The following is a 25529-nucleotide window of genomic DNA, read 5'->3' on the forward strand; positions in this document are numbered from 1 at the left end:
TTAGTACTAATGAACAGATGTTCAAAACTATTGGTGTAACTCAGGCCTTTTGGAAAATAGAACTCAGTGACAGCACGTTTTTAATACGGCCAAGCATTTCATTTTGCTCTTCTTCTTTACGGAATTCACCTTTGGTGTTGCCCCAAACCGGCCCTGGCCATGCAATGTCATCTTTAAAGCGAGCAATGTGGTGAATGTGCAGTTGTGGCACCATGTTGCCTAGAGCACCAAGGTTTATCTTGTCAGGACGAAATGTCGCTTCCAGTGCTTGGCTTACCGCTTGAGATTCGAGCAAAAACTGCTGTTGCTCTTGCATTGGCAAGTGGTGCAGCTCTTTTAGGTTTGCACGTTTCGGTACCAAGATAACCCACGGTACGGCATTGTCTTTATGCAGAAGGGCCACACAAAGCGGGAAGTGACCAATGACAGTGGTATCTTTTGCTAATTGAGGGTGCAGTTCAAAACTCATTATTATTGTCCGGTTTGAATTGGATGAAATCAGTATACGTCAGATAAAACAAAAGGTTGACGCTTTCACGTCAACCTTTCTAATTATATCGAATTCTGATTCGTTTCTTACATGCGCTCTAGAGTATTGATACCTAGTAGAGACAGACCTTGCTTGATGGTCTTCGCTGTTAGTGCTGCAAGTTTCAGGCGGCTTTGTTTTACTGCTTCGTCTTCAGCAACTAGGATCGGGCATGCTTCGTAGAAGCTAGAGAATTGACCTGCTAGTTCGAATAGGTAGCTACACATGATGTGTGGTTGACCTTCACGAGCGACAGATTGAACCGCTTCTTCGAACTGCATAAGTTTTGCGATAAGCGCTTTTTCTTTCTCGTCAGTGATCTTGATTTCACCTTGTAGCTCATCCATAGACACGCCAGCTTTTGCGAAGATAGATGCTACGCGAGTGTAAGCGTATTGCATGTACGGAGCAGTGTTACCCTCGAACGCTAGCATGTTGTCCCAATCGAACACGTAGTCAGTTGTACGGTGCTTAGAAAGGTCTGCGTATTTAACCGCTGCCATTGCAACAGTATTTGCGATCGCTTTCTTCTCGTCTTCAGCCAGTTCTGGGTTCTTAGATTCGATCAGCTGCGCTGCACGAACTTCTGCTTCATCAAGAAGATCTGCTAGACGAACCGTACCGCCCGCACGAGTCTTGAATGGCTTACCATCTTTACCTAGCATCATGCCGAACGCGTGGTGTTCAAGAGAAACAGATTCTGGGATGTAACCTGCTTTACGAACGATAGTCCAAGCTTGCATTAGGTGCTGGTGCTGACGAGAGTCGATGAAGTAAAGCACACGATCTGCGCCGAGTTCTTCATAACGGTATTTCGCACAAGCAATGTCTGTTGTGGTGTATAGGAAGCCGCCGTCGCGTTTTTGAACGATAACGCCCATCGCTTCGCCGTCTTTGTTCTTGAATTCTTCTAGGAAAACAACTTGTGCGCCGTCATCTTCAACTGCAAGACCTTGTGCTTTAAGATCTGCTACGATTTTAGGTAGCATGTCGTTGTACATGCTTTCGCCCATTACGTCATCACGCGTAAGAGACACGTCTAGACGATCGTAGTTACGCTGGTTTTGGATCATGGTCACGTCTACCAGCTTCTTCCACATCTCTGCACAGAACTCGTCACCGCTTTGCAGCTTCACTACGTAGCCGCGAGCTTTTACTGCAAACTCTTCGTCTTCATCGTAGAGCTTTTTCGATTCACGGTAGAAACCTTCAAGATCAGCCAGTTCCATAGAAACTTCGCCAGACTCTTGTTGCACACGTTCAAGGTTCGCAATAAGCATACCGAACTGAGTACCCCAGTCACCGATGTGGTTCGCACGGATCACTTTGTGACCTAGGAACTCAAGAGTACGTACTACCGCATCACCGATAATGGTTGAGCGTAGGTGACCCACGTGCATTTCTTTAGCAACGTTTGGTGCAGAGTAGTCAGCAACGATGGTTTGTGCTTCTTCTGCCGCTACGCCAAGACGCGAGTCAGCAAGTGCTGCTTCAGCTTGCTTTGCTAGGAACTCTTCGCTTAGGAAAATGTTGATGAAACCAGGGCCTGCGATTTCTGTTTTGCTCGCAATGCCATCTAGGTCTAGAACATCCAGTACTTTCTGTGCAAACTCTCGAGGGTTAGTACCCAGTTTTTTAGCAACGCCCATTACGCCGTTTGCTTGGTAGTCACCAAATTGTGGCTTCGCTGATTGACGAACGGCTGCAGGGCTGCCTGCAGGTGCGCCAGCGGCTTCAAGAGCCTGAGATACTTTGTCATTAATAAGTGCTTGGATATTCACACGCGTTTCCTTCAATTCAAGGACGAAGAACCCGGAAAAGTAAGTGCCGAGTTCTGTTGGAGTTCACAAAAATGGGGGTAATGATAACAACTTTCTTGCTTTTCATACAGAGAGGAATTGGGGAATTTTAGACTTTTTCGATTGAATGGAAATGTTCACGCTAGAATCCAAGGCAATGCGTCAAATCTACTCGTTTTAAGTCGTTTGGGTATCGGCCATTTTAGGTTTACTATGGCGCGCAAAGTAAAGAAACAGCAGCCTTATTAATAGAGAGCCATGATGACGACTCAACTTATTGAAAAACGTTTAACACCAGAATTAATGATTCAAGATCTCGATGCTTTTATGGCAAAGATAGAAAACTTGGCTTCGATGCTGAGGTTGGATCTAAGTTTTGCTCAAGCGGATCATATTGCACTTCGTATTAATGATGCTGAGACTGCAAAAGCAGCGCATCAAGCTTGGAGCCAACATGGAAAAGTGATTTCTCAAGCTAAAATCAATGGCCGTCCAATTGTTGTTATTGCATTTGAACAAGCATTGGAAAGCCGCGGTTGGAAGATTGAGTGTTTAGAGCTTCCATACCCTGCCGAGGGTAAATCATACCCAGCAGAGAGTTGGGAACATGTGGAGTTTGTGATTCCATCCCATGCTGAAACAGCAGACGATTTTTTAGCTGACCTGAAACACACTTACCCTGCATTTGGTGAGCGCTATGAACAGTTGGAAGAGATGGGCGTAAAGATCAAACTATCGAGTCCGAAAGGAGAGGGCGAGCGCTTAAACAACCCTACGGTTGCATTTAAGTATCAAGGTATTTGCATCAAGTTACACCCGCATTCACTCAAACGTATTGTGGAGTCTGAGCAGGTTTAATAAGCGAGCTTTTGATCGACTAGATAGTTCTTGAACGACTAGATAGAAGAAAGGGTTGCTGAGCACTGCAACCCTTTTGTATTTAAACGTTAGATGTTTAGAGAATAACCGTCTTGTTTCCGTAAACAAAAACATGGTCATTGAGCACTTTGTTTAATGCTTTACTCAATACATTCTTCTCTACGTCTCGGCCTGCTTGCGCCATATCTTGAGCACTGAATGTGTGATCAACGGGAATAACATCTTGTTTAATGATCGGACCCTCATCGAGGTCGTTAGTGACAAAATGTGCCGTTGCACCGATGATCTTTACGCCGCGATCATAGGCTTGTTGATATGGTTTCGCACCAATGAATGCCGGTAAGAAACTGTGGTGAATATTGATGATTTTATGACGATATTTTTCCACAAACGTTGGGGTTAGAACACGCATGTATTTGGCCAATACCAAGTAGTCTGCTTCATATTGACTGATGACTTCCATCATTTTCTGTTCATGCTCTTCACGAGAAAGATCTTCGTGTGTTACGTAGTGGTATGGGATGTCAAAGCGCTCAGTAAGACCTTGAAGTTTATCGTAGTTACCGACAACGGCTGCAATTTCCACATCGAGGCTACCGTCATAGGTCTTCATCAGAATGTCACCCAGACAATGTGCTTCTTTTGTCACGAGAATAACAATACGTTTACGACGAGAACCCAATAGGCGACGTTTAGCACCTTGGGGTAAGGCTTGGTCTAAATCAGCAAGAAATGTTTGATCGTTGAAGTAGCCCTCCAACTCCGTTCTCATGAAAAAGTGCCCACTGGTATTATCAACAAACTCGCTGTTGTGAACGATATTTAGCTGATGTTTATAACAAATATTGGTAATTTTTGAGATCAAACCCGGAGCATCGCTGCAGTGGGTTAACAGTGTTTTCTTTTCCATAAGTCAGATACTTCCTTGCATTAATATATTCGCTTACGACATACATACTCAGTTTGGTTGTATAAATCGTACTGCAATCTGACTTCATAAATAATCTATTCTTGCTATGGTTTCAACAAATTATCAGTGTTGAGGCATCTTCGGGTCGTTTGCAGGCTGATGTCACTCTTAAACGTCTGATATACTCACGGCAATTTTTCTCAATAGATCTCAGGCATGGTCGCAAAAACATTTTCTTCTGAAGGCGCTTTGGGCAAAGCAATTCCGGGCTTTCAAGCTCGCCAGCCGCAAATTGATATGGCAGAAGCGGTCAGTCAAGCGATCAAGGAACAAACTCAGCTAGTGGTTGAAGCCGGAACGGGGACAGGCAAAACTTTTGCTTACCTTGTGCCTGCTCTACTGAGTGGCAAAAAAGTCATCATCAGTACAGGGTCAAAAAACTTACAAGAGCAGTTGTATCATCGCGATTTACCGTTAATGGTGCGTGCGCTTGGGTTCTATGGACAAGTTGCGTTGTTAAAAGGGCGCTCCAACTATTTGTGTTTGGATCGACTAAGCCGACAGATGGTTGAAAGCCATACCAATGAATCAGACCCTACATTATTGACCCAACTGGTCAAAGTACGATCTTGGTCATCGGAAACTAAGACCGGCGACTTAGGCGACTGTGAGGATTTGCCTGAAGACAGTTTGATCATTCCTACTATTACATCAACCAACGACAATTGCTTAGGCAAAGACTGTCCAAGCTACACCGATTGCTTTGTTTTGAAAGCACGTAAACGCGCGATGGATTCCGACATCGTAGTCGTTAACCATCATCTGTTTTTGGCCGATCTGGCGATCAAAGAAACGGGCTTTGGTGAATTGATCCCGGAAGCGGATGTGTTCATTTTTGATGAAGCGCATCAGTTGCCAGATATTGCGAGCGAGTACTTTGGTCAAACCGTGTCGAGTCGTCAAGTTCATGAACTGGCGAAAGACATCGAAATCGCCTATCGCACCGAAGCAAAAGACATGCGTCAACTGCAAAAGGTGGGCGATAAATTGATGCAAAGTGCGATGGATATGCGCATTGTTCTTGGTGAACCTGGTTTTCGGGGCAACTGGCGAGAAGCCATGCAATCGGGGTCTATCAAGCGGGAATTGGTGCGTTTAATCGACAGCTTAGATTTGGCGATTGATGTATTGAAGTTGGCTTTGGGCCGAAGCCAATTGCTAGATACTGCTTTTGAACGAGCGAACCTGATCAAAGGGCGTATTGATCGCGTGTGTGATGTGGATATTACCGGTTATTCCTATTGGTATGATACCTCACCACGTCATTTTGCTTTGCACATTACTCCGCTTTCAGTAGCGGATAAGTTTCATGAGCAAATCGAAATCAAGCAAGGTGCGTGGATATTCACCTCGGCAACTCTCGCGGTGTCGGGTGACTTTAAGCATTTTACTGAGCGATTGGGCCTGAAGCCTAAGCAGCAGTTCTCGTTACCGTCTCCTTTTGATTACGAGCAGCAAGCTCGCCTGTGTGTACCGCGTTATTTGCCAGAGCCCAATAGCCCGGGTTTAGCCGATAAACTGGTGCGAATGCTTGCGCCGGTCATTGAAGAAAATGATGGTCGTTGTTTTTTCCTATGTACTTCGCACAGCATGATGCGTGAGCTTGGGGAGCGTTTCCGAGAAGTGCTCGATCTACCCGTGCTTATGCAAGGTGAGATGAGTAAACAAAAGACCCTTGCCGAGTTTATGGAACTGGGTAATGCACTGCTGGTGGCGACTGGTGCATTCTGGGAAGGGATCGATGTTAGAGGTGATGCGCTGAGCTGTGTTATCATTGATAAATTGCCGTTTACTGCCCCTGATGATCCGCTACTCAAAGCCCGAATCGAAGACTGTCGATTACGTGGTGGAGAGCCATTTGCAGAAGTACAAATCCCTGATGCGGTCATCACGTTAAAGCAGGGGGTAGGACGTTTGATTCGAGACCAAAAAGACCGTGGAGCGTTAATCATTTGTGATAACCGTTTGGTGACGCGTGATTATGGTGGCATCTTCCTCGGCAGTTTACCGCCAATTCCAAGGACTCGGGATTTGGAACGAATAAAGACATTCCTGAAAACAGAACAATCTGTCACAGACTAAATGTGCTGTGGCATTAATAAATCAAAGAAGAATTGTAGAGAGTTACATGAGCGCAAAAATTCTTGCTATCGATACAGCAACTGAAAACTGTTCAGTTGCGCTACTGGTTAATGACCAAGTGATTTCACGCAGTGAGGTTGCTCCTCGTGACCATACTAAGAAAGTACTGCCTATGGTAGACGAAGTACTGAAAGAAGCGGGTCTGACTCTACAAGATCTAGACGCATTGGCGTTTGGTCGTGGTCCAGGCAGCTTTACTGGCGTTCGTATCGGAATTGGTATCGCACAAGGTTTAGCATTTGGTGCTGACCTACCAATGATTGGTATTTCGACATTGGCTGCGATGGCGCAAGCTAGTTACCGCCTGCACGGTGCGACAGATGTAGCTGTCGCTATTGATGCGCGTATGAGTGAGGTTTACTGGGCTCGTTACACTCGCCAAGAGAACGGTGAATGGACAGGTGTAGATTCAGAATGCGTGATTCCACCAGCCCGTCTAGCAGAAGAAGCGCAAGCGGACGACAAAACGTGGACTAAAGCGGGTACTGGTTGGGATGCCTATCAAGAAGACCTTGGCAAACTGCCATTCAATTTAACGGGGTGTGATGTGCTTTACCCTGATTCGCAAGATATCGTGATTCTTGCTAAGCAGGAACTCGAGAAAGGCAATACCGTGCCAGTTGAAGAATCGAGTCCGGTTTACTTGCGTGATAATGTGACGTGGAAAAAACTTCCGGGTCGCGAGTAGTCTTATTTTTTTATCGAAACTTTATTTTTATCAAGACTTTATCTTTATCAAAACTTAGTTTTCATATAAATAATACAGGGCGAATGCCTTGTCTTTTTATGGAGTGTTATGGCGTCTATCAATGGTTTACCTCCTGCGTTAATACCCGGTGCGAATCGTACCAATAAAGTCGGTAAAAAGGGGCAGGTAAAGAAAGCGCAAGATAAGCAGAGTGTTGGTCAACCCTCGAAAGTGGCGAACGCTGTCGCGTATTCCATAAAACAAGTAGACGAATCGCAAATTCACCGTGCTCAAGTGCAATATGATTTACCAGAGGGGCAGGCACGTAAAGCAATGGAAGAGTATATGGACGTTATGAATCGAGCGAAAAAAGAGGAACTTGCTCAATTGCTTGGTGTCGATATCTATGTGTGAAGCACCTCAACACCATAAATATGGCGGGGTAACATAGCGAGGTTTTATGAAGTTTTCTGGACGTATTTTACTGGTGGTTGTCTCCGCTTTTTGGTTATCTGCTTGCAGCTCACTTCCTGAAGAATTAAATGCGAGTACTGAGCAGGTTGTGACGGATTATAAAGTGTTCGCTCAGAAGCAAGGTCAGGCGACGACGGATGTTCGCCTCGGTGGCGTTATCGCGAATGTTGAGAATCTACAAAACAAAACTCGTCTGGAGATCGTTAACCTTCCGATCAACAAATCAGGTAAGCCGGATTTCAATCAAGAGCCAACAGGTCGTTTCGCGGTTTATTTTGATGGCTATTTGGAACCCGTTGCTTTTAGTGAGGGACGACTTATTACGGTCGTTGGTAAAGGCGCAGGGGAAGAACAAGGTCGAATTGGTGAGCATCGCTATGTTTTTCCAATTATCCAAGGTGATGGATATCGCTTATGGAAGATAGAAGAACGTGTGCGAATGTACGATACCCCAACTTATTACTATCCATGTTATTCCATTAACTGCCGCATGTGGCGAAATGATTTTCCACAAGATGGCAAGGTGATCAAACAGGTGAAATAATCCGAGATGAATGAACGCTATTTCACGTTACCAAGTGGGACGATGGCTGCACTTGAAATCGGAAACGAAAAAACGACTGACACTTCAGTCGTTTTTCTTCATGGGTGGATGGATAATGCTGGAAGCTTCAAAGAGTTGATGATTCACATTCATCGACTTAACCCTAAACTCCATTTATTGGCGCTCGATCTGTTTGGTCATGGTAAGTCTAGCCATAAATCGTTCGATAACTATTACCCATTTCATGACTATATTGATGATTTGCACCAGTTATTGGTTGAATTGTCGCCAAACAGATTGGTCTTAGTAGGGCATTCTCTTGGTGCTTTAATCGCAAGTTGTTATAGTGCAGCGTTTCCTGAGCAAGTTGAAGCATTGGTGCAAATTGAGGGAGCTGGGCCATTGGCAGAGCCTCCATCGAATGCAGTGCAACGTCTGCGTGATGGTGTACTGAGCAGAACGCGACAACGCCGTAAATCAGAGCGAGCTATCGCCTCCTTAGAGTTGGCGGTAAAGCTACGTATGCAAGCCAACCACCTTACCGCTGAGCAGCTATTACCTATTGTTGAGCGTGCGACCGTATTACGCGACAACCAATGGTATTGGCGACACGATGTTAGGCTGAAATGTGCATCGCTTTATCGTATGTCACAAGAGCATGCGAGTGCGGTGACTAGCCAAATACGTTGCCCTCACCTTATCGTATTGGGAAATAAAGGATTCCAGCATCTACAGTCTCATCAAGTCGATTGGGGAACCAACCCTCCTGAAGTGGTCTCCGTTGCTGGTGGGCATCACTGCCATTTAGAGCAAACACTCGAAGTCGCAGAGCGAATTCTTGGTGTAGTTAACAAAATTTAAACAAGTGTTTGAGAGTTACGTGCTCAAGCACGTTTGCTGTGCTGTAATAGTGCCCATAATAAAAAGGACGCTATTTTTTAGCCAGTTATAAACGAGGAGTAACATCGTGGATAAACCATGGCTTTCACGTTATCCAAGTGACGTACCTGAAACCATCAATCCAGAGCAATATGAGTCTTTGGTTGAAATGTTCGAGCAGTCTGTACAGAAATACGCAGACCAGCCAGCATTTATGAACATGGGCTCAGTCATGACCTTCCGTAAATTGGAAGAGCGTAGCCGAGCATTCGCTGCCTATCTGCAAAATGATCTGAAGCTGAAAAAGGGCGACCGTGTTGCTCTTATGATGCCGAACTTGCTTCAATACCCAGTTGCGCTATTTGGTATTTTGCGCGCGGGTTGTATTGCGGTGAACGTAAACCCCCTTTACACGCCTCGCGAGCTTGAGCATCAATTGAATGATGCAGGCGCAACAGCGATTGTTATTGTTTCTAATTTTGCGAACACACTCGAGCAGATCGTTGAAAATACACCAGTGAAACACGTGGTGTTAACCAGTCTTGGCCAAATGCTACCGCGCGCGAAAGGTACGCTTGTCGACTTCGTGGTTAAGTACGTAAAAGGCATGGTACCTAAGTATGATCTTCCTGGTGCAATCTCAATGCGTAAAGCGTTGCACAAGGGGCGTCGCCTTCAGTACGTGAAGCCGTTTATGTCTGGCGATGATATCGCATTCTTGCAGTACACTGGTGGTACAACCGGTGTGGCGAAAGGCGCAATCCTGACTCACCGTAATATGATTGCAAACGTGATGCAGGCAAAAGGTGCCTACGGCCCGGTTCTTTCTCCAGGTCGTGAACTTGTTGTTACTGCGCTGCCGCTGTACCACGTATTTGCACTGACAGTGAACTGTTTGCTGTTTGTTGAAATGGGTGGCCGCAACCTGCTGATCACCAACCCGCGTGATATTCCTGGTTTCGTCAAAGAGCTACAGAAATACCCATTTACGGCTATTACTGGTGTAAATACACTATTTAATGCACTTGTGAACAACGAAGATTTCCATGAACTCGATTTTAGTAATCTTCGTCTTGCTGTTGGTGGCGGCATGGCCGTTCAACGTGCTGTTGCTGAAAAATGGCAAAAAACAACGGGTTGCTACTTGTTAGAGGGTTACGGCCTAACAGAATGCTCTCCACTTGTTGCGGCTTACCCACACGATCTGGTTGAGTACAATGGCTCTATCGGTTTACCTGTACCATCAACAGAAGTGCGTATTGTTGATGAAGAAGGTAACCCATTAGCAAACACAGAGACGGGTGAGCTACAAGTTCGTGGTCCGCAGGTAATGCAAGGCTACTGGCAGCGTCCTGAAGCGACCAAAGAAGTGATCAACGAAGACGGTTGGTTATCAACGGGTGACATCGTTAAATTTGACGACCAAGGTTTCTTGCACATCGTTGATCGTAAAAAAGACATGATTCTTGTGTCAGGCTTTAACGTGTACCCGAACGAAATCGAAGACGTGGTTGCATTGCACGGTAAAGTATTGGAAGTGGCTGCAATCGGTCAGCCTCACGAAGTCTCTGGTGAGTTGGTTAAGATTTACGTGGTGAAACGCGATCCAAGCTTGACCAAAGATGAAGTGATTGCACATTGTCGCCAACACCTAACAGGCTACAAAGTGCCGAAATTGGTTGAGTTCCGTGAAGATCTACCAAAGACTAACGTCGGTAAGATCTTACGCCGTGTACTGCGTGAAGAAAATGACGCAGAACTTGCGAAGAAGAGCGCATAAGCGGATTTCTTTGTGCAACAATCATTTATTGCCAAATAGTGTTAGAATGCCAGCGTTTTGCTGGCATTTTTTTATAGCGAGAAGCATGTGAATTATCAGATCATTACGAAAAACAAAGACCTAGAAGAAGTTTGCGCTCTAGCCAGAGAAGCAGACGTGGTTATGCTCGATACGGAATTTGTCCGCATCAGGACTTACTACCCGCAACTAGGTCTGATTCAGCTTTTCGATGGCAAACAACTTTCTTTGATTGATCCGACAGAACTGACGGACATGACCTCTTTCATTGATCTGTTAAAAGACACGTCAGTATTGAAAGTATTGCACGCTTGTGGCGAAGATTTGGAAGTATTCCAGAATGCCTTTGGTTGTACACCATTCCCGATGGTAGACACACAATTGATGGCGGCATTCCTTGGTCACGGTCTCTCTACTGGCTTTGCTACTCTGGTGAATGAGTACTTAGGTGTTGAGTTAGACAAAAGTGAATCTCGCACTGATTGGATGGCACGTCCACTAACACAAAAGCAGTTAGATTACGCGGCGGCGGATGTTCATTACCTCATGCCCCTGTACGAGACGTTACTTGATAAAGTGACGGAAGCAGGCTGGTGGGATGCTGTACAGCAAGAAAGTGACTTACTGGTATCTAAACGAATTCGTAGCATCAATGAAGAGAACGCCTACCTTGATATTAAAGGAGCTTGGCAGTTAAGACCATCTGAACTTGCGATTCTTAAGCCGCTAGCAACGTGGCGCTACCGTGAAGCTATCAAACGTGATTTAGCGTTGAACTTTATTTTTAAAGAAGGCGATTTGCTAACGGTTGCTCGTTTAGGTTTAACGGGTTTTAAGAAGATGGAAGCTGAGGGTATCGACTTACGAGCGATTAACCGCCACGGGGCTAGAATTGCGGCCATCGTGAAACAAGCGAAGCAGACCCCAGCGGATGAATACCCAGCCAAACTTGAACGTTTGATGGATTACCCAGGTTACAAGCAAGTCTTCAAGAACATGAAAGATGTAGTGAAAACTGCATCGCAAAAATCAGGTTTAGCGACTGAGTTTTTAGCGTCTAAAAAACAGATAAACCAAATTATTAGTTGGGTGTGGAAAAAAGACCGAGATCCAGCACGCTTACCCGATGTGATGCAAGGCTGGCGCCTTGAACTTCTGGGTGAAAAAATGAATAGCGCTCTGAAATAAAATAAATAAAAAAGGTTGGCACTATCGCCAACCTTTTTTGTAACACGCATATGTAACTGGCTTTGAAGCCAAAACCTATTTTCAACAACCCGAGCACACTAGTCATCAATTCTGAATCACGCTCGTGCCTCGCTGTTCAGAATGACGAAGGGGTCTTGAGTCATTCCAGCGAACCTAAGTGAGACTAGGAATCTACTGGCAGCTTGATTTGAATTCAAAACCTCTTATCAACAACCCGAGCACACTAGTAATCGATTCTGAATCACGCTCGTCCCCCCCTGTCCAGAATGACGAAGAGGACGACACTAAAGCAAAATCGAAAAGTGGTTTACTTCTCATCGTCTGGCAGTTTCACGTTCAACTCAAGCACTGAAATGTCATCATCTTTGTGCTCAAACGTTAAATCGACCATGTTTGGGTCAATCGCTACGTATTTACTGATCACCTTCAAAATATCCTCTTTAAGTTGAGGTAGATAAGAAGGCGCTGGATCATTCTGGCTACGACGTTCCGCGACAATGATCTGCAAACGCTCTTTTGCTAAGTTTGCCGATGATTTCTTTTGTGGGCGGAAAAATTCTAATAGTGACATGTCTAGCCTCCGAACAGTCGTTTAAAGAGTCCTTTCTTCTCCTCAGTAAGGAAACGAAATTCTACTTGATTCCCTAGCAAGCGCTCTACGGTATCAGAGTAAGCCATACCAGCGTCAGTGTTCTCATCAAAGATCACTGGTACACCTTTGTTTGATGCGTTTAGCACCGCTTGGCTTTCTGGAATGACGCCCAGTAATGAAATATGCAGAATTTCTTCAACGTCTTGTACGCTTAGCATTTCACCTTGGTTAACACGGCCAGGGTTGTAGCGTGTAAGCAGTAGATGCTGTTTAACTGGCTCTAGGCCTTGCTCTGCGCGCAAAGATTTTGAGTCCAAAATACCGAGAATACGGTCAGAATCACGTACTGAAGAGACTTCAGGGTTGGTCGTTACGATCGCTTCATCCGCATAATACAACGCCATCAGAGCACCTTGCTCGATGCCTGCTGGAGAGTCACAGATGATAAAATCAAAGCCCATGGTATCTAGCTCATTGAATACACGTTGCACACCATCTTTTGTTAGTGCGTCTTTATCACGTGTTTGGGAAGCTGGAAGAATGAACAAGTTGTCTGTGCGTTTGTCTTTGATCAACGCTTGATTTAGCGTTGCTTCGCCGTTGATTACGTTAACAAAGTCGTAAACGACGCGACGCTCACAGCCCATGATCAAGTCGAGGTTACGCAAGCCGATATCAAAATCGATCACCGCAGTCTTTTTCCCTTTCAGAGCCAGACCCGAGGCGATGGCTGCGCTTGAAGTGGTTTTACCAACGCCACCTTTGCCAGACGTTACTACAATAATGCGTGCCATTTTATTTCCTTTTTAGACTAAATCGTGAGTGTTTCTAGAAGTAATGATTCTTCGGCTTTACTGATCATGACTTTCTTTTGCCAATACTCACTCTCAATTTGATCGCTAAGCCAGTAATCTCCTGCTATAGAAATCAGCTCAGCTTGTAAATCGTGACAAATAATTCGAGCTTCTTGTTGCCCGCTTGCTCCTGCAATCGCGCGTCCACGAAGGGTGCCGTGGATATGGATCGAACCATCGGCTATCACTTCGGCCCCGGCACTGACATGAGCCAGTACGACTAAATCGCCATCTTTAGCATAAATCTGCTGACCAGAACGAACAGGTGTGCGGACGATTTTTGTCGGAGCCATCTTAACCGGGGCTTGCGCTGGAGACTTGCTCGCAGACATTATGGCAAAGCCTGCTTCAGAGGCGAGGTTTTGAGTCCGTTTATCTTTGCAACCTGTGACGCCGACAGGAATAAAGCCTGCGTCAGCGATACCTTGCTTGAGTTCTGTGAAATCAATATCGCTTTCTACTTTTGCTATATTGATAACCAGAGGCGCGGATGCAAAGAAAGAGGGCGCTTGAGAAACCTTTTCTTGCAAAAATTCGACAGTTTTCGCGATCTCGCTATCAGGAAGGTGTAAAACTGACAACGTAAAACTGCTACCTTTAAGGTCTGGTGAATGGGTCATCGTGGACTTCTTGCCTTTATTGAAAGAGCGTTGCCTTAAACTAGGTCTGTCATGTTATATTTCATCCTTTGACGCAGCAAGTTCTCGAGTGAGCAAATAAGTGAATTAATCTCAAATTTGCTAACAAGTTTGCGAGAATTTTACGTTTTCAACTTAATCCACACTGAAAGTGGGTAAATCAGCACAAAAGGCTTGTCATGCTTTGTTCTATTTATAAAAGCTCCAAAAAAGAAGGCACTTATCTCTATATCCCGAAAAAGGACGATTTTTCACAAGTTCCTGACACCCTGATGCAAATGTTCGGTAAGCCTATGCCGGTCATGACCATCAAACTTGAAGGTCGTACTTTAGCGCAAGTTGATATCGAAAAAGTGAAAGCATCACTGACAACGGATGGCTTTTTCTTGCAACTGCCACCACCACCAGAAAACCTATTAGAAAAATACAAAGAACAAAAAGCCCAGCAGAAAGGCGAATAATCACTCGCGCTTCTCATCTGGGAACACTGCCTCGCTCAAGGAGGGCGATATGAAAAAGATACTGGCAGCCATGCTCAGCGTTGGTATGTGCACTTCAGCCTTTGCAAGCAGCGAGGGCTTTGATGACTACCTCAATAAATTGCGTGCAGAGGCCCGTGATAAAGGCATTTCAGAACAGGTGATCAGCGCCGCTTTTGCAAATGTGGAATATAAACCACGCGCAGTGAAAGCCGATCGCAATCAACCAGAGAAAAAACTGACTCTGGATGAATACATTCCTAGGGCGGTTCCTGAATGGAAAGTAAAGCAGGCTCGATCGCTTTATAAAGAACACTATGCTGAGTTAAAACGCATTGGTGACGAATATGGCGTGCAGCCTCGTTTTATCGTAGCACTGTGGGGCGTGGAAAGTAACTTTGGTAAGTTTACCGGAAACTTCCGTGTGATCGATGCGTTGTCGACCATGGCATTTGAAGGTCGCCGTGAGGAGTTCTTCCGTAAAGAGACCATGGCAGCACTGCAAATCTTAGATGAAGGTCATATCGAGCTAGAGAGTTTTAAAGGGTCGTGGGCGGGCGCGATGGGCCAATGTCAATTTATGCCAAGTTCATTTTTGCGCTTTGCCGCAGATGGTAATGGCGATGGCAAAAAAGACATCTGGCAATCAGAGGCCGACGTCTTTGCGTCTACCGCGAACTATCTAAGCGAATCGGGTTGGGACGACAATTTTACATGGGGTCGCCAGGTAAAAGTACCACACGGCATCGATCATAATCTGCAAGGTCGCGAAGCTGAGAAAGGTAAGTATCTGCAAGAGTGGAGTAAGCTTGGTATTACGAAATACGATGGCAGCCCACTTCCTAAATTGGACGAAGATATCAAAGCTTGGCTGATCATGCCTGATGATGAAAATGGTCGAACTTACTTGGTGTACAACAACTACAATGTGTTGATGAAGTGGAATCGCTCTTACTACTTCGCATTAGCGGTAAGTCATTTAGCTGACCGCATAACATTCTAATTTGATGCATCTATGAATTTTAAAGGGGCTCTTCGGAGCCCTTTGTTTTCTGTTTTTTAAATGAGGTTTGCGTGTTATCTGAACGTGCTGCACAAATGGTGATCTTCTCTGCGTTGATCAAACATAAAAACTTTACCGCCGCGGCAAAGAGCCTAGGTGTGTCTGTTTCTCACGTCAGTAAACAGCTTAGCCAGTTAGAAGCTTCTTTAGGTATCAAGCTCGTACAGCGTACCACTCGTAGCTTCACGCCAACGGAAGCGGGGCAGACGTTTTATCATCATTGTCAGCAAGTGGTACAAGCGGTGAGTAGCGCCACCTTTGAGATGGAAAGCCAGCGTGATGAAGTCGCCGGTTTGGTACGTCTTGGTCTATCGCAGTCTTTCGGAACCTTGCACATTATTCCTGCTATTCAAGAGCTCAGAGAACGTTATCCCCAGTTACAGGTAGAAGTGCATTTGTTCGATTACAAAGTCGATATGCTCGAAGAGGGCTTAGATCTATGGATCACCAACAATGAGCATTTGCCTGAGGGGTATATCGCGCAGCGCTTGGCTGATAGTCAATTTGTTGTGGCGGCATCGCCAGACTACTTAATGAAGCATGACACACCGACCGAGCCTAACGACCTGTCACAACATAACTGTCTAATTTACCGCAGCTGGGAGCGTGATTACACCAGTTGGGCGTTTACCAATCACGAGCAAGATCTCAACGTGAAAGTATCAGGTAACTATTCGGTAGATCTGGCTGAGGCGGTGCGAGATGCGGCGATTGCGGGTTGGGGAATCGCGTATCTTGCGACGTACTTATTGGGTGATGAATTCCGAACGGGGAAATTGATTCAGCTGTTGCCAGATTGGCGAGCGAGCCAAACCATGCCGTTTTATGCGGTGTATCCAAGCCGTCAACATATGCCGAAAAAGATTTCTGCTGTTATTGAATTTATCAAACAAAAGATAGGATCGCCTTGTCATTGGGATCAGCGTTTAGCACCGTATATTTCATTGCCGAAATAGAAAACCCATAAAGTGATTTACATCACAAAATTTTTCTTGTTTCAGAAACATATTTTCCATATGGAAACAATAAGCAAATGCAAACGTTTATCTTGATGTAATTCAGTAAGTTATTTTTGTGTGCAAATAATATACAGCCAACATTTTCAGGTTGTTAACATACCCGACTTGCACCAATTTTTTCACTCTATACAATCCGACGCCTTTCCTGTTCCCCCTTTTTGTCGGATTCATTTTATGAACTCAATTCTTGGTATTGTAGCCATTCTATTCGTAGCATGGCTGCTTTCGACTAACCGTAAAAACATTCGTTTTCGAACGGTATCTTTAGCATTTGCTTTGCAAATCATCTTCGCGTTGTTGGTGCTGTATGTCCCTGCAGGTAAAGATGCGCTAAACGCAGTCACTGGTGCGGTGTCTAACCTAATCAACTACGGCCAAGAGGGGATTGCATTCCTATTTGGTGGCCTAGCAACTGGTGGCTTTACGTTTGCGATTAACGTTCTTGGCATCATCATCTTCTTCTCTGCTCTTATTTCTGGTTTGTACCACATCGGCTTAATGCCAAAAGTGATCAACTTGATTGGCGGTGGTCTACAGCGTTTACTCGGCACAAGCCGTGCCGAATCTCTCTCTGCAACCGCCAATATTTTTGTAGGTATGATCGAAGCCCCGTTGGTTGTAAAACCATACCTAAAGCACATGACGGATTCACAGTTTTTTGCTGTGATGACAGGGGGATTAGCATCGGTTGCAGGTGGTACTCTTGTGGGCTACGCATCGCTAGGTGTGGATCTTAACTACCTAATTGCAGCGGCATTTATGGCTGCACCAGCAGGCTTGTTAATGGCTAAGATCATGATGCCAGAAACGGACACGACAACACCGGATATCGATTTAGATCAGATTGAAATGCCTCGTGCGACAAACGTTGTTGAAGCCATGGCCGATGGTGCAATGTCTGGATTGCGCATTGCAGTGGCAGTCGGTGCAACGCTTTTGGCTTTCGTGAGTGTTATTGCGATGCTAAATGGCATGCTAGGTTGGTTTGGCGGCTTATTTGGCATGGAACTGAGCTTCGAGCTTGTACTTGGTTACCTATTTGCGCCAATCGCATGGTTATTAGGTATTCCATGGAATGAAGCAGTTGTGGCGGGTTCGTTGATTGGTAACAAGGTTGTCGTGAATGAGTTTGTCGCGTTCATTCAATTAATGGAAGTGAAGTCTGAACTAAGTGCACACTCACAAGCTATCGTAACATTTGCTCTGTGTGGTTTTGCGAACATTTCGACCATGGCAATGTTGATCGGCGGTTTAGGATCACTGGTACCAGAGAAACGTGCGTTTATCTCGAAATACGGTTTTCGTGCAATTGCTGCAGGCGTGATGGCAAACCTGATGAGTGCATCCATTGCGGGCGTGATTCTAAGCTTGTAATGGTTTGAATTGGTCATTGACCGATAAACGAGAAAGGCTCCGTCAGGAGCCTTTTTAGTAGTTAGAGAATATTACTTGGCTGTGTGGAATTGTTCACACGCTAACATGGTGTTCTCAATTAGGCTTGCGACTGTCATTGGGCCTACGCCACCTGGTACTGGTGTGATGAAGCTAGCGCTCTCGCGTGCTTTATCATACTCAACGTCACCAACAAGTTTGCCAGATTCAAGACGGTTGATACCCACATCAACGACCACGGCACCTTTTTTAATCCACTCGCCAGGAATGAAGTTTGGTTTACCTACTGCTACCACCACTAGATCGGCCTGACGAACGTGACCTTCAAGATCTTTAGTAAAGCGGTGACACGTTGTCGTTGTGCAGCCTGCTAGCAGTAACTCAAGCGTCATTGGGCGACCAACAATATTAGAGGCGCCAACCACGACAGCGTGTTTGCCTCGTAGGTCAATGTTATAACGGTCAAGCAGCGTAATGATGCCTTTTGGTGTGCAAGAGCGCAGTTTAGGAATACGTTGTGCTAAACGGCCGACATTGTATGGATGGAAACCATCCACATCTTTCTCTGGATGAATACGTTCAAGTACATGCGTGGTATCGATACCCGCAGGAAGAGGTAATTGAACTAAGATGCCATCAATTTCTGCATCATTGTTTAATTCATCAATGAGAGATAACAGTTCTGCTTCTGATGTTGTAGCAGGAAGGTCAAAAGACTTAGAGATAAAGCCCACTTCCTCACAAGCGCGGCGCTTACTGCCAACGTACACTTGAGAAGCCGGATCTTCACCAACAAGTACAACCGCAAGACCAGGAGCACGAAGGCCTGCCTCTACGCGAGCTTTCACGCGTGCTGCCACTTCTGATCGAACAGTTTGGGAAATAAGAGTTCCATCTATATTTTGAGCAGTCATGACTTTCCTTTTTAAATTGAGAAGGCAAATTATTTGCGGCGCATTGTCGCAGAAAATCTATTTAACATCCATACGCAAACGTTTGCTTTGTGGTGTTTTTGAACATTCATCGCTTCGGTGGCCTTTTTTTAGGCATTCAGAACAGAATGTTATGAAAACCCATTGATTTCAGCGTTTGAACTCGTATAATCCTGTCCCTGTAGCGCGCCCTTAGCTCAGCTGGATAGAGCACGTCCCTTCTAAGGATGTGGTCATAGGTTCGAATCCTATAGGGCGTGCCATTTATTTAGAAACCCCGATAGCTCTATGAGTTATCGGGGTTTTGTCGTTTTTAGCGGTCATAGTCACGTTTATAGTCTACTAGAGACCTGAGATATGTTGATTCTAGTGACTCATCGGTTAATCAATTTGGTAAAAATGACGGTTGCCGAGAGCTAAAAGCTCTCGGTTTTCTTATTCTTCATTCTCTATTTAATGCTCAAGTTCCGGGTCTTTTTCTGGTGCCGTTTCGATAACTTTTACCTGCATAATACGGTTGCTTTTTACGTGTAGAATTTCAAATTGCCATCGTTGGTAATCCACCTTCTCCCCTTGAGTTGGAACGCGCCCAATTAGCCAAGTAAGGAAACCATTAAGCGTTTGGAACCCCTCACTTTCTTCGCCCTCAATACTACTCAACTCAAGTTTGTATTTGAGCTCATTAAGGGGAATAAGCGCATCCATAACCCAACTGCCATCTTTTTGTTTCTTTGCCCAAATTTGTTGAGGGGCCATGCCCAGTTCGCCAGCGATGGATTTTAACAAATCATAATGGGTGACGAGCCCTTGTACGTCGCCATACTCATCAACAATGAACACCATTTCCGTGCTGGTTTGTTGCATGTGGTTAAGTAGCGGCAAACCTTTCATTGATTCAGGAACAAATCGTGAACGTTTGAGTAGTTTCGCTAAGCGAGAAATAGAGAGATCATTGTATTCATCTAGCAATACCTTGGATGAAATGGTACCTATGATGTTATCAAGTCCGCCTTTACACACGGGCCAAACAGAGTGCTGGGTTTGACGAAGATTTTTCAAAATAGTATCGAGTGGCAAATCCAAATCTAGGTAGTGCATATCGCAGCGTGGGGTCATGAGCGAGAGTGCAAGACGGTCATTGAGATGGAGCAAATTTCGGATCATTATTTGCTCTTGAGGTTCGATGGCGCCACATTCTGAGCCCTCGCTCATCACCGCAAAAATGTCCTCTTCGGTGACGATTTCTCCATTATTGTTTTGACGAAATAACTTGAGCATCGCATCAGTAGAGGTGGTCAGTAGCCAAACGAATGGTCTTGTTATTTTTGCAAGCCAGTGAATTGGATACGCAACAATCAGAGCAATATATTCGGCGTTGTTCTGAGCAAAGCGTTTTGGCACTAATTCACCAATCACTATCGCGAAGTAAGTGATGACCACCACCACAATGGCAGTGGCTAAAACGGTTGCAACCTCACGTTCTAAGCCCTGGGTGACTAGCCAGTGCTCAAAGGGAACAGAGAGTGTCGCTTCACCAAAAATGCCGCTTAAGATACCAATAACGGTGATGCCAATTTGAATGGTAGAAAGGAATTGTGTGGGATTGTTTTTCAGTTGCAGAGCAAGGCGGGCAGAAGAGTTATGTTCGGCAAACTTTTTCAGTCGACCGCTTTTGGCCGTGACTAACGCAATCTCCGACATGGCGAACACACCATTGAGTGCGATTAATCCAACCAGTAATAAAATGTCCATGTAGTTTTCCAGTGATATACACACTTAAAGTTTAATTTGATTTAAAACAGAGAAATGTGAAGTGGTGAATAAATCATCACGCTGTAACAATCGAATGCCTTATTAAAAGGATAGAATTTGTTTATCATCCTTGCTTAGTGTTCTGGTGTGATTGGTTCTGTTACTTAGATTGGATTCTGATACACTACGCGCCCATTTCCTCTGTTGAGACGTTTCTATGCCATTTTCTAAGCTTGGTTTAAGCACACCTATCACCGATGCGGTGAAGGCGCTGGGTTATGAAAAACCGACTTCTATCCAACAAAAAGCCATTCCAATTGTTCTGCGTGGTCGTAATCTGATTGCTGCAGCACAAACGGGCACGGGTAAAACTGCAAGCTTTGTATTACCGATTTTAGAAAAACTCAGCACAGGCGAGACGCAACGTAAAAAACGCGCACGTGCGATCATTTTGACACCAACTCGCGAACTTGCTCTTCAGGTGCATCAAAGCATTGAAGCTTATGCTCAAAATTTACCGTTACGCTCAATGGCGATGTTTGGTGGTGTGGATTACGCGCCGCAAAAACAAGCACTGATTGAGGGGGTAGACATTGTCGTGAGCACCCCAGGCCGTTTGATTGATTTATATGGTCAACGTGCTATTCACTTCGATGAAGTTGAAATGTTGGTTCTGGATGAAGCCGATAAAATGCTTGATATGGGCTTCATTGATGCGATCGATAAGATTGTTGATTGCATGCCTGAAGATATTCAAAGCTTACTGTTCTCTGCGACACTATCGAATCCAGTTCGTGATCTTGCGAAAAATGTCATTGTTGATCCAGAAGAAATCACGATCGCGAAACACAGTGCATCGAAATCAAACATCAAACAATGGATCACGACAGTAGATAAAGACATGAAGTCATCGCTGCTTAGCCATATGTTGCAAGAAAATGAATGGTCTCAAGTGTTGGTGTTTATCGAAACCAAACACGGTGCTGCGAAGCTTGTTACTCAACTAGAAAAGCGAGGCATTGCTGCAGAAGCGTTCCACAGTGGCCGTAATCAACGTGTACGCCAAGAACTGATCGAGCAGTTTAAAGCAGGTAAGATTCAATACTTAGTGGCAACGGGTGTCGCGGCTCGTGGTATTGATATCGACAATTTACCAGTAGTGATCAACTACGATTTGCCATTCCCTGCAGACGAATATGTGCATCGCATTGGTCGTACAGGTCGTGCTGGTGCGCAAGGTGAAGCGATCTCATTGGTATCGAAAGACGACTTTAAAAATCTATGTATGATTGAAAGCCGTTTAGGTCATTTGTTAGAACGTGTAGAAATTGAAGGCTTTGCGCCAAGAAAGCCTGTGCCAATTTCCATTTTGAATTACGTGCCTAAAAATAAACGTAAACCCCAAGATAAATAATACGCTTTACTTCTTAAGCCGCATTTCGATGCGGCTTTTTTGTTTTCTTTGTTTTCTTTGTTTTCTTTGTTTTCTTTGTTTTTTCATACTCTAGCTTTTTGAAAACCGTTTTTGCCGATAGAACCACGACAGTCTCACATTTGGTTTTATGTTCTTGCCATTATTTTGATTTAATTGACTTTAATGGTGGAATGTTGGCGTTCTTGTCTTACGCTTTATTTATCGCGTAGTAGTCTGAGTTAATGTTCTGTCAATTTTTGTCGTCTGATTTGCAGATGATAGGGAATAGGCGCAGACTTTTGCGCCTGCTATTCAATGCACAAATGAGGCACGAATGAAAACGGGTGATAAGCAATTTGCTGTAATTGGTCTTGGCCGCTTTGGCTTGGCTGTATGTAAAGAACTGCAAGACTCCGGCTCCCAAGTATTGGCGGTAGACATTAATGAAGAGCGAGTTAAAGAAGCCGCTGGGTTTGTTAGCCAAGCGATTGTGGCGAATTGTACTCAAGAAGAGACGGTTGCAGAGCTTAAATTAGACGATTATGACATGGTTATGATTGCCATTGGCGCCGATGTGAACGCAAGCATCCTGACGACATTAATCGCAAAAGAAGCGGGCGTAAAATCGGTTTGGGTAAAAGCGAACGATCGTTTTCAAGCTCGCGTCCTACAAAAAATCGGTGCAGACCACATCATTATGCCTGAGCGTGATATGGGGATTCGTGTTGCACGTAAGATGCTCGATAAACGTGTTTTAGAGTTTCATCCATTAGGCAGTGGTCTTGCGATGACAGAGTTCGTGATCGGATCTCGTTGGATGGGCAAAACACTTGGTGATCTTGCCTTATGCAAAGTCGAGGGGGTTCAAGTACTCGGCTTTAAACGCGGCCCAGAAATAACCAAAGCACCAGAGTTAACAACAACGTTGGAGATCGGTGATTTAATCATTGTGGTCGGCCCACAGGACAAGTTGGCCAGCAAGTTAAAATCACTATGAAGCAGTTTCATCAAAGAGGCGTTTTTTACGTCCCAGATAGCAAACAAAAAAATGCGAAAGGTGACGAACCACGCATTATATTGCTGAGCTTTCTCGGTGTGTTATTGCCATCAGCGGTGCTACTGACTTTACCCGTTTTTTCTGTGACGGGGTTGTCCATTACGGATGCGTTATTTACAGCCACCTCGGCGATCAGTGTGACTGGTTTAGGGGTCGTGGATACAGGGCAGCACTTCACGTTAGCGGGTAAAATTCTGCTCATGTTTTTAATGCAAATCGGTGGATTAGGTCAGATGACATTATCTGCCGTTTTGCTCTATATGTTCGGAGTACGCTTAAGTTTGCGTCAGCAGGCTCTTGCGAAAGAAGCGCTCGGGCAAGATCGCCAAGTTAACTTACGTCGATTGGTCAAAAGGATCGTCACGTTTGCGTTGGTGGCAGAGGCGATAGGTTTTGTCTTTCTTTCATTCCGTTGGGTTCCTGAAATGGGATGGCAGACAGGAATGTTCTATGCGCTTTTCCATTCTATCTCAGCGTTTAACAATGCCGGGTTTGCACTGTTTTCTGACAGCATGATGAGCTTTGTTAATGACCCCGTTGTGATCATAACCTTATCGGGCTTATTTATCTTTGGTGGCCTTGGGTTTACCGTCATCGGTGATCTATGGCTGAATTGGCGTCGTGGGTTCCACTTTTTGCATTTACACACCAAGATCATGCTTATCGCGACACCAGTACTGCTTGTCGTTGGCACACTACTGTTTTGGCTTTTGGAAAGACACAATCCGAATACGATGGAATCTCTACCCGTGGCAGGGCAATGGCTCGCGGCGTTCTTTCAATCTGCAAGCGCGCGCACTGCGGGTTTTAATAGTGTCGATTTAGCACAGTTTACTCAGCCTGCCTTGTTAGTGATGATCGTTCTCATGCTGATTGGCGCTGGGTCCACCTCAACGGGTGGTGGTATCAAAGTCTCGACTTTTACCGTCGCGTTTATGGCGACATGGGCGTTTCTTCGTCAAAAGAAACACGTGGTGATATTTAAACGTACGGTAAACTGGCAAACCGTGACCAAATCACTGGCGATCATCGTTGTAAGTGGTGCGATTCTAACCACTGCGATGTTTTTACTGATGATCACTGAGAAAGCAGCTTTCGATAAGGTGATGTTCGAAACGATATCGGCATTTGCTACGGTAGGGTTAACGGCCGGGTTAACGGCAGAGCTGTCGGAACCGGGTAAATACATCATGATTGTAGTGATGATCATTGGTCGTATTGGGCCTTTAACATTGGCTTATATGCTTGCGCGTCCTCAACCAACATTGATTAAGTATCCAGAAGACAATGTATTAACCGGTTAATTTATTTAAGAAAACGGTATTTTATTACTCTTAATGCGGGCTTCTCTACGTGTAAAATAGTAGAGTCGGCTCGCATTATTTATATGTACTTTGATTTATATCGAGTGAATGGCACGATTCTCATCCTCACTACATTCGGTCGCCTCTCTAAGTAGCGTAATCTATTAGCAGGTTATTGATTATCAAGGATGGACCATGTCTACAAATCTTCAGTTTGCTGTCGGGAAAATATGCTCAGAGGCACTCTTCATGGTGAGGGCGAATCTTCTTGCTATCACTATCGCATGCATTCCATTGATCGTGGTGCATGTCTTTTTTATCACTCAGTATCAATCAGCGATGATGCAGGCAGAGCCGAACTTCAGCGGTGGGTTCTTTTTCACAACACTGGTGCTTTACCCCTTGGTGGCGGCAATGGCTGCCGTGCGGATTCATCGAATCTATTTGGCTCATGAGTATATGCAATCTGCACTGGATGTAGTGCGTTTATCAATGCGAGAGCTCCGCTTTATAGGTTGGTGGATTTTGTTCGGTATATCCATGATCGTGACGCTTGGGTTACCGTTATTTACGATTACTTTTTTGGTGGTCTCAGAAAGCGGCGACGTTAACAGTGAGTTATTGATAAGCATCATTACTCTGATTTCGAGTATCCCCGCATATTGGTTACTTTCTCGTTGGTCACTGGTGCTTCCTGCAACGGCATTGGATCACGAACCACGCGGCCTTGCGCATTCATGGCGAAAAAGCCGTCCTTACAAAAAACAGATTTTCATTTTAATGGGTGTCATTCCACTGTTGGCAGGCACAGTGAGCCAACTTGTTTTTGCTCAGTTTTCTCACATTGGCATTATGCTTGTTTCTGGTCTGCTCTTTGGTGTGTTTGGGGCTTATCAAATTGCATTGTTGTCATTGAGTTATCGAACGATTGTGGATATTGAACGATCTCGCTTCAGCAAGGAATCTGAGCCTCAGCAGAATAACGAAGAGTTTCCTGCCTAGTTAAAAGGCTGCACTTTTCTTCAGGTTTACAGCGCTTTGCTTCAGGCTCATTGTCGCAGAGCGCTCTCTCTACTCATCGCTTGTTGTTTGGATATTTTTTTCTTTCATCATTATTCTCTT

24 protein-coding genes and 1 tRNA gene are annotated in these 25529 nt (G+C 44.9%); 17 read left to right on the forward strand and 8 right to left on the reverse strand.

Annotation, left to right across the window (positions count from 1 at the left end):
• Positions 1–40 precede the first annotated feature (40 nt).
• Positions 41–469 (reverse strand): HIT family protein, encoded by a 429-nt coding sequence (locus tag VA249_RS04025; protein ID WP_221069044.1) that lies wholly within the window; start codon positions 467–469, stop codon positions 41–43.
• 107 nt (positions 470–576) lie between these two features.
• Positions 577–2310, reverse strand: coding sequence for an arginine--tRNA ligase (argS, locus tag VA249_RS04030; RefSeq protein ID WP_128811345.1), 1734 nt, complete (start codon positions 2308–2310; stop codon positions 577–579).
• 279 nt (positions 2311–2589) lie between these two features.
• Between argS and VA249_RS04035 the strand changes: the two genes are divergently transcribed.
• The gene (locus VA249_RS04035) at positions 2590–3186 is read left to right on the forward strand and encodes a VOC family protein (protein ID WP_221069801.1); all 597 of its coding nucleotides are present in this window, start codon (positions 2590–2592) and stop codon (positions 3184–3186) included.
• Between the two features lie 97 nt (positions 3187–3283).
• Here VA249_RS04035 and purU read toward each other — a convergent pair whose 3' ends face one another.
• A complete protein-coding gene (gene purU / locus VA249_RS04040; RefSeq protein ID WP_128811344.1) occupies positions 3284–4117 on the reverse strand; it encodes a formyltetrahydrofolate deformylase in 834 nt (277 codons plus the stop codon).
• Positions 4118–4333: 216 nt separating this feature from the next.
• On the opposite strand from purU, the gene VA249_RS04045 reads away from it, so the two are divergent.
• The 7 genes from VA249_RS04045 to rnd all read left to right on the forward strand — a co-directional run bounded on the left by VA249_RS04045 (position 4334) and on the right by rnd (position 11890).
• On the forward strand, positions 4334–6259 hold the full coding sequence (locus tag VA249_RS04045; protein WP_221069045.1) for a DNA repair helicase YoaA: 1926 nt from the start codon (positions 4334–4336) through the stop codon (positions 6257–6259).
• Positions 6260–6305: 46 nt separating this feature from the next.
• A complete protein-coding gene (gene tsaB, locus VA249_RS04050) occupies positions 6306–7007 on the forward strand; it encodes a tRNA (adenosine(37)-N6)-threonylcarbamoyltransferase complex dimerization subunit type 1 TsaB (protein ID WP_221069046.1) in 702 nt (233 codons plus the stop codon).
• Positions 7008–7115: 108 nt separating this feature from the next.
• On the forward strand, positions 7116–7421 hold the full coding sequence (locus VA249_RS04055) for a chromosome partitioning protein ParA (protein WP_221069047.1): 306 nt from the start codon (positions 7116–7118) through the stop codon (positions 7419–7421).
• Between the two features lie 46 nt (positions 7422–7467).
• The gene (locus VA249_RS04060) at positions 7468–8025 is read left to right on the forward strand and encodes a Slp family lipoprotein (RefSeq protein ID WP_221069048.1); all 558 of its coding nucleotides are present in this window, start codon (positions 7468–7470) and stop codon (positions 8023–8025) included.
• Between the two features lie 6 nt (positions 8026–8031).
• Positions 8032–8886, forward strand: coding sequence for an alpha/beta fold hydrolase (locus VA249_RS04065; protein WP_221069049.1), 855 nt, complete (start codon positions 8032–8034; stop codon positions 8884–8886).
• Positions 8887–8992: 106 nt separating this feature from the next.
• On the forward strand, positions 8993–10684 hold the full coding sequence (gene fadD, locus VA249_RS04070; RefSeq protein ID WP_128811338.1) for a long-chain-fatty-acid--CoA ligase FadD: 1692 nt from the start codon (positions 8993–8995) through the stop codon (positions 10682–10684).
• An 87-nt stretch (positions 10685–10771) separates the two neighbouring features.
• Positions 10772–11890: a ribonuclease D gene (gene rnd / locus VA249_RS04075; RefSeq protein ID WP_221069050.1), complete on the forward strand. Its 1119-nt coding sequence runs from the start codon at positions 10772–10774 to the stop codon at positions 11888–11890.
• 328 nt (positions 11891–12218) lie between these two features.
• On the opposite strand, the gene minE is transcribed toward rnd, so the two are convergent.
• The 3 genes from minE to minC are packed head-to-tail and all read right to left on the reverse strand — an operon-like array spanning position 12219 to position 13977.
• Positions 12219–12482 carry a cell division topological specificity factor MinE gene (gene minE / locus VA249_RS04080; protein WP_128811337.1) on the reverse strand — a complete coding sequence of 88 codons (264 nt, stop codon included), beginning with the start codon at positions 12480–12482 and terminating at the stop codon, positions 12219–12221.
• A 2-nt stretch (positions 12483–12484) separates the two neighbouring features.
• Complete coding sequence (gene minD / locus VA249_RS04085) at positions 12485–13297, reverse strand: septum site-determining protein MinD (protein WP_128811336.1); 813 nt, start codon at positions 13295–13297, stop codon at positions 12485–12487.
• Positions 13298–13314: 17 nt separating this feature from the next.
• Positions 13315–13977 (reverse strand): septum site-determining protein MinC, encoded by a 663-nt coding sequence (minC, locus tag VA249_RS04090; protein ID WP_221069051.1) that lies wholly within the window; start codon positions 13975–13977, stop codon positions 13315–13317.
• A gap of 197 nt (positions 13978–14174) precedes the next feature.
• Between minC and VA249_RS04095 the strand changes: the two genes are divergently transcribed.
• The 4 genes from VA249_RS04095 to VA249_RS04110 all read left to right on the forward strand — a co-directional run bounded on the left by VA249_RS04095 (position 14175) and on the right by VA249_RS04110 (position 17930).
• Entirely contained in the window at positions 14175–14456 is a 282-nt protein-coding gene (locus tag VA249_RS04095; protein ID WP_211919777.1) for a YcgL domain-containing protein, read from the forward strand.
• Between the two features lie 49 nt (positions 14457–14505).
• Positions 14506–15477, forward strand: coding sequence for a lytic murein transglycosylase (locus VA249_RS04100; RefSeq protein ID WP_221069052.1), 972 nt, complete (start codon positions 14506–14508; stop codon positions 15475–15477).
• A gap of 71 nt (positions 15478–15548) precedes the next feature.
• Entirely contained in the window at positions 15549–16493 is a 945-nt protein-coding gene (locus VA249_RS04105) for a LysR family transcriptional regulator (RefSeq protein ID WP_221069053.1), read from the forward strand.
• A gap of 237 nt (positions 16494–16730) precedes the next feature.
• Positions 16731–17930, forward strand: coding sequence for a NupC/NupG family nucleoside CNT transporter (locus tag VA249_RS04110; protein ID WP_128811333.1), 1200 nt, complete (start codon positions 16731–16733; stop codon positions 17928–17930).
• Positions 17931–18001: 71 nt separating this feature from the next.
• Here VA249_RS04110 and folD read toward each other — a convergent pair whose 3' ends face one another.
• Complete coding sequence (gene folD / locus VA249_RS04115; protein WP_221069054.1) at positions 18002–18862, reverse strand: bifunctional methylenetetrahydrofolate dehydrogenase/methenyltetrahydrofolate cyclohydrolase FolD; 861 nt, start codon at positions 18860–18862, stop codon at positions 18002–18004.
• A gap of 204 nt (positions 18863–19066) precedes the next feature.
• On the opposite strand from folD, the gene VA249_RS04120 reads away from it, so the two are divergent.
• Positions 19067–19143, forward strand: a tRNA-Arg gene (locus tag VA249_RS04120).
• A 190-nt stretch (positions 19144–19333) separates the two neighbouring features.
• On the opposite strand, the gene VA249_RS04125 is transcribed toward VA249_RS04120, so the two are convergent.
• Entirely contained in the window at positions 19334–20632 is a 1299-nt protein-coding gene (locus tag VA249_RS04125) for a hemolysin family protein (protein ID WP_221069055.1), read from the reverse strand.
• Between the two features lie 217 nt (positions 20633–20849).
• Here VA249_RS04125 and VA249_RS04130 point away from each other — a divergent pair, with 217 nt between their 5' ends.
• The 4 genes from VA249_RS04130 (at position 20850) to VA249_RS04145 (ending at position 25409) form a co-directional block, all read left to right on the forward strand.
• Complete coding sequence (locus tag VA249_RS04130; protein WP_221069056.1) at positions 20850–22046, forward strand: DEAD/DEAH box helicase; 1197 nt, start codon at positions 20850–20852, stop codon at positions 22044–22046.
• 334 nt (positions 22047–22380) lie between these two features.
• Positions 22381–23043, forward strand: coding sequence for a potassium channel family protein (locus VA249_RS04135; RefSeq protein ID WP_128811316.1), 663 nt, complete (start codon positions 22381–22383; stop codon positions 23041–23043).
• Positions 23040–24407 carry a TrkH family potassium uptake protein gene (locus VA249_RS04140; protein WP_221069057.1) on the forward strand — a complete coding sequence of 456 codons (1368 nt, stop codon included), beginning with the start codon at positions 23040–23042 and terminating at the stop codon, positions 24405–24407. The genes VA249_RS04135 and VA249_RS04140 overlap by 4 nt, the downstream gene beginning before the upstream one ends.
• Before the next feature lie 195 nt (positions 24408–24602).
• The gene (locus tag VA249_RS04145) at positions 24603–25409 is read left to right on the forward strand and encodes a sugar transporter (RefSeq protein WP_221069058.1); all 807 of its coding nucleotides are present in this window, start codon (positions 24603–24605) and stop codon (positions 25407–25409) included.
• The last annotated feature ends 120 nt before the right edge of the window (positions 25410–25529 follow it).

Source organism: Vibrio alfacsensis (genome assembly GCF_019670485.1).
GTDB classification, from domain to species: Bacteria; Pseudomonadota; Gammaproteobacteria; order Enterobacterales; family Vibrionaceae; genus Vibrio; species Vibrio alfacsensis.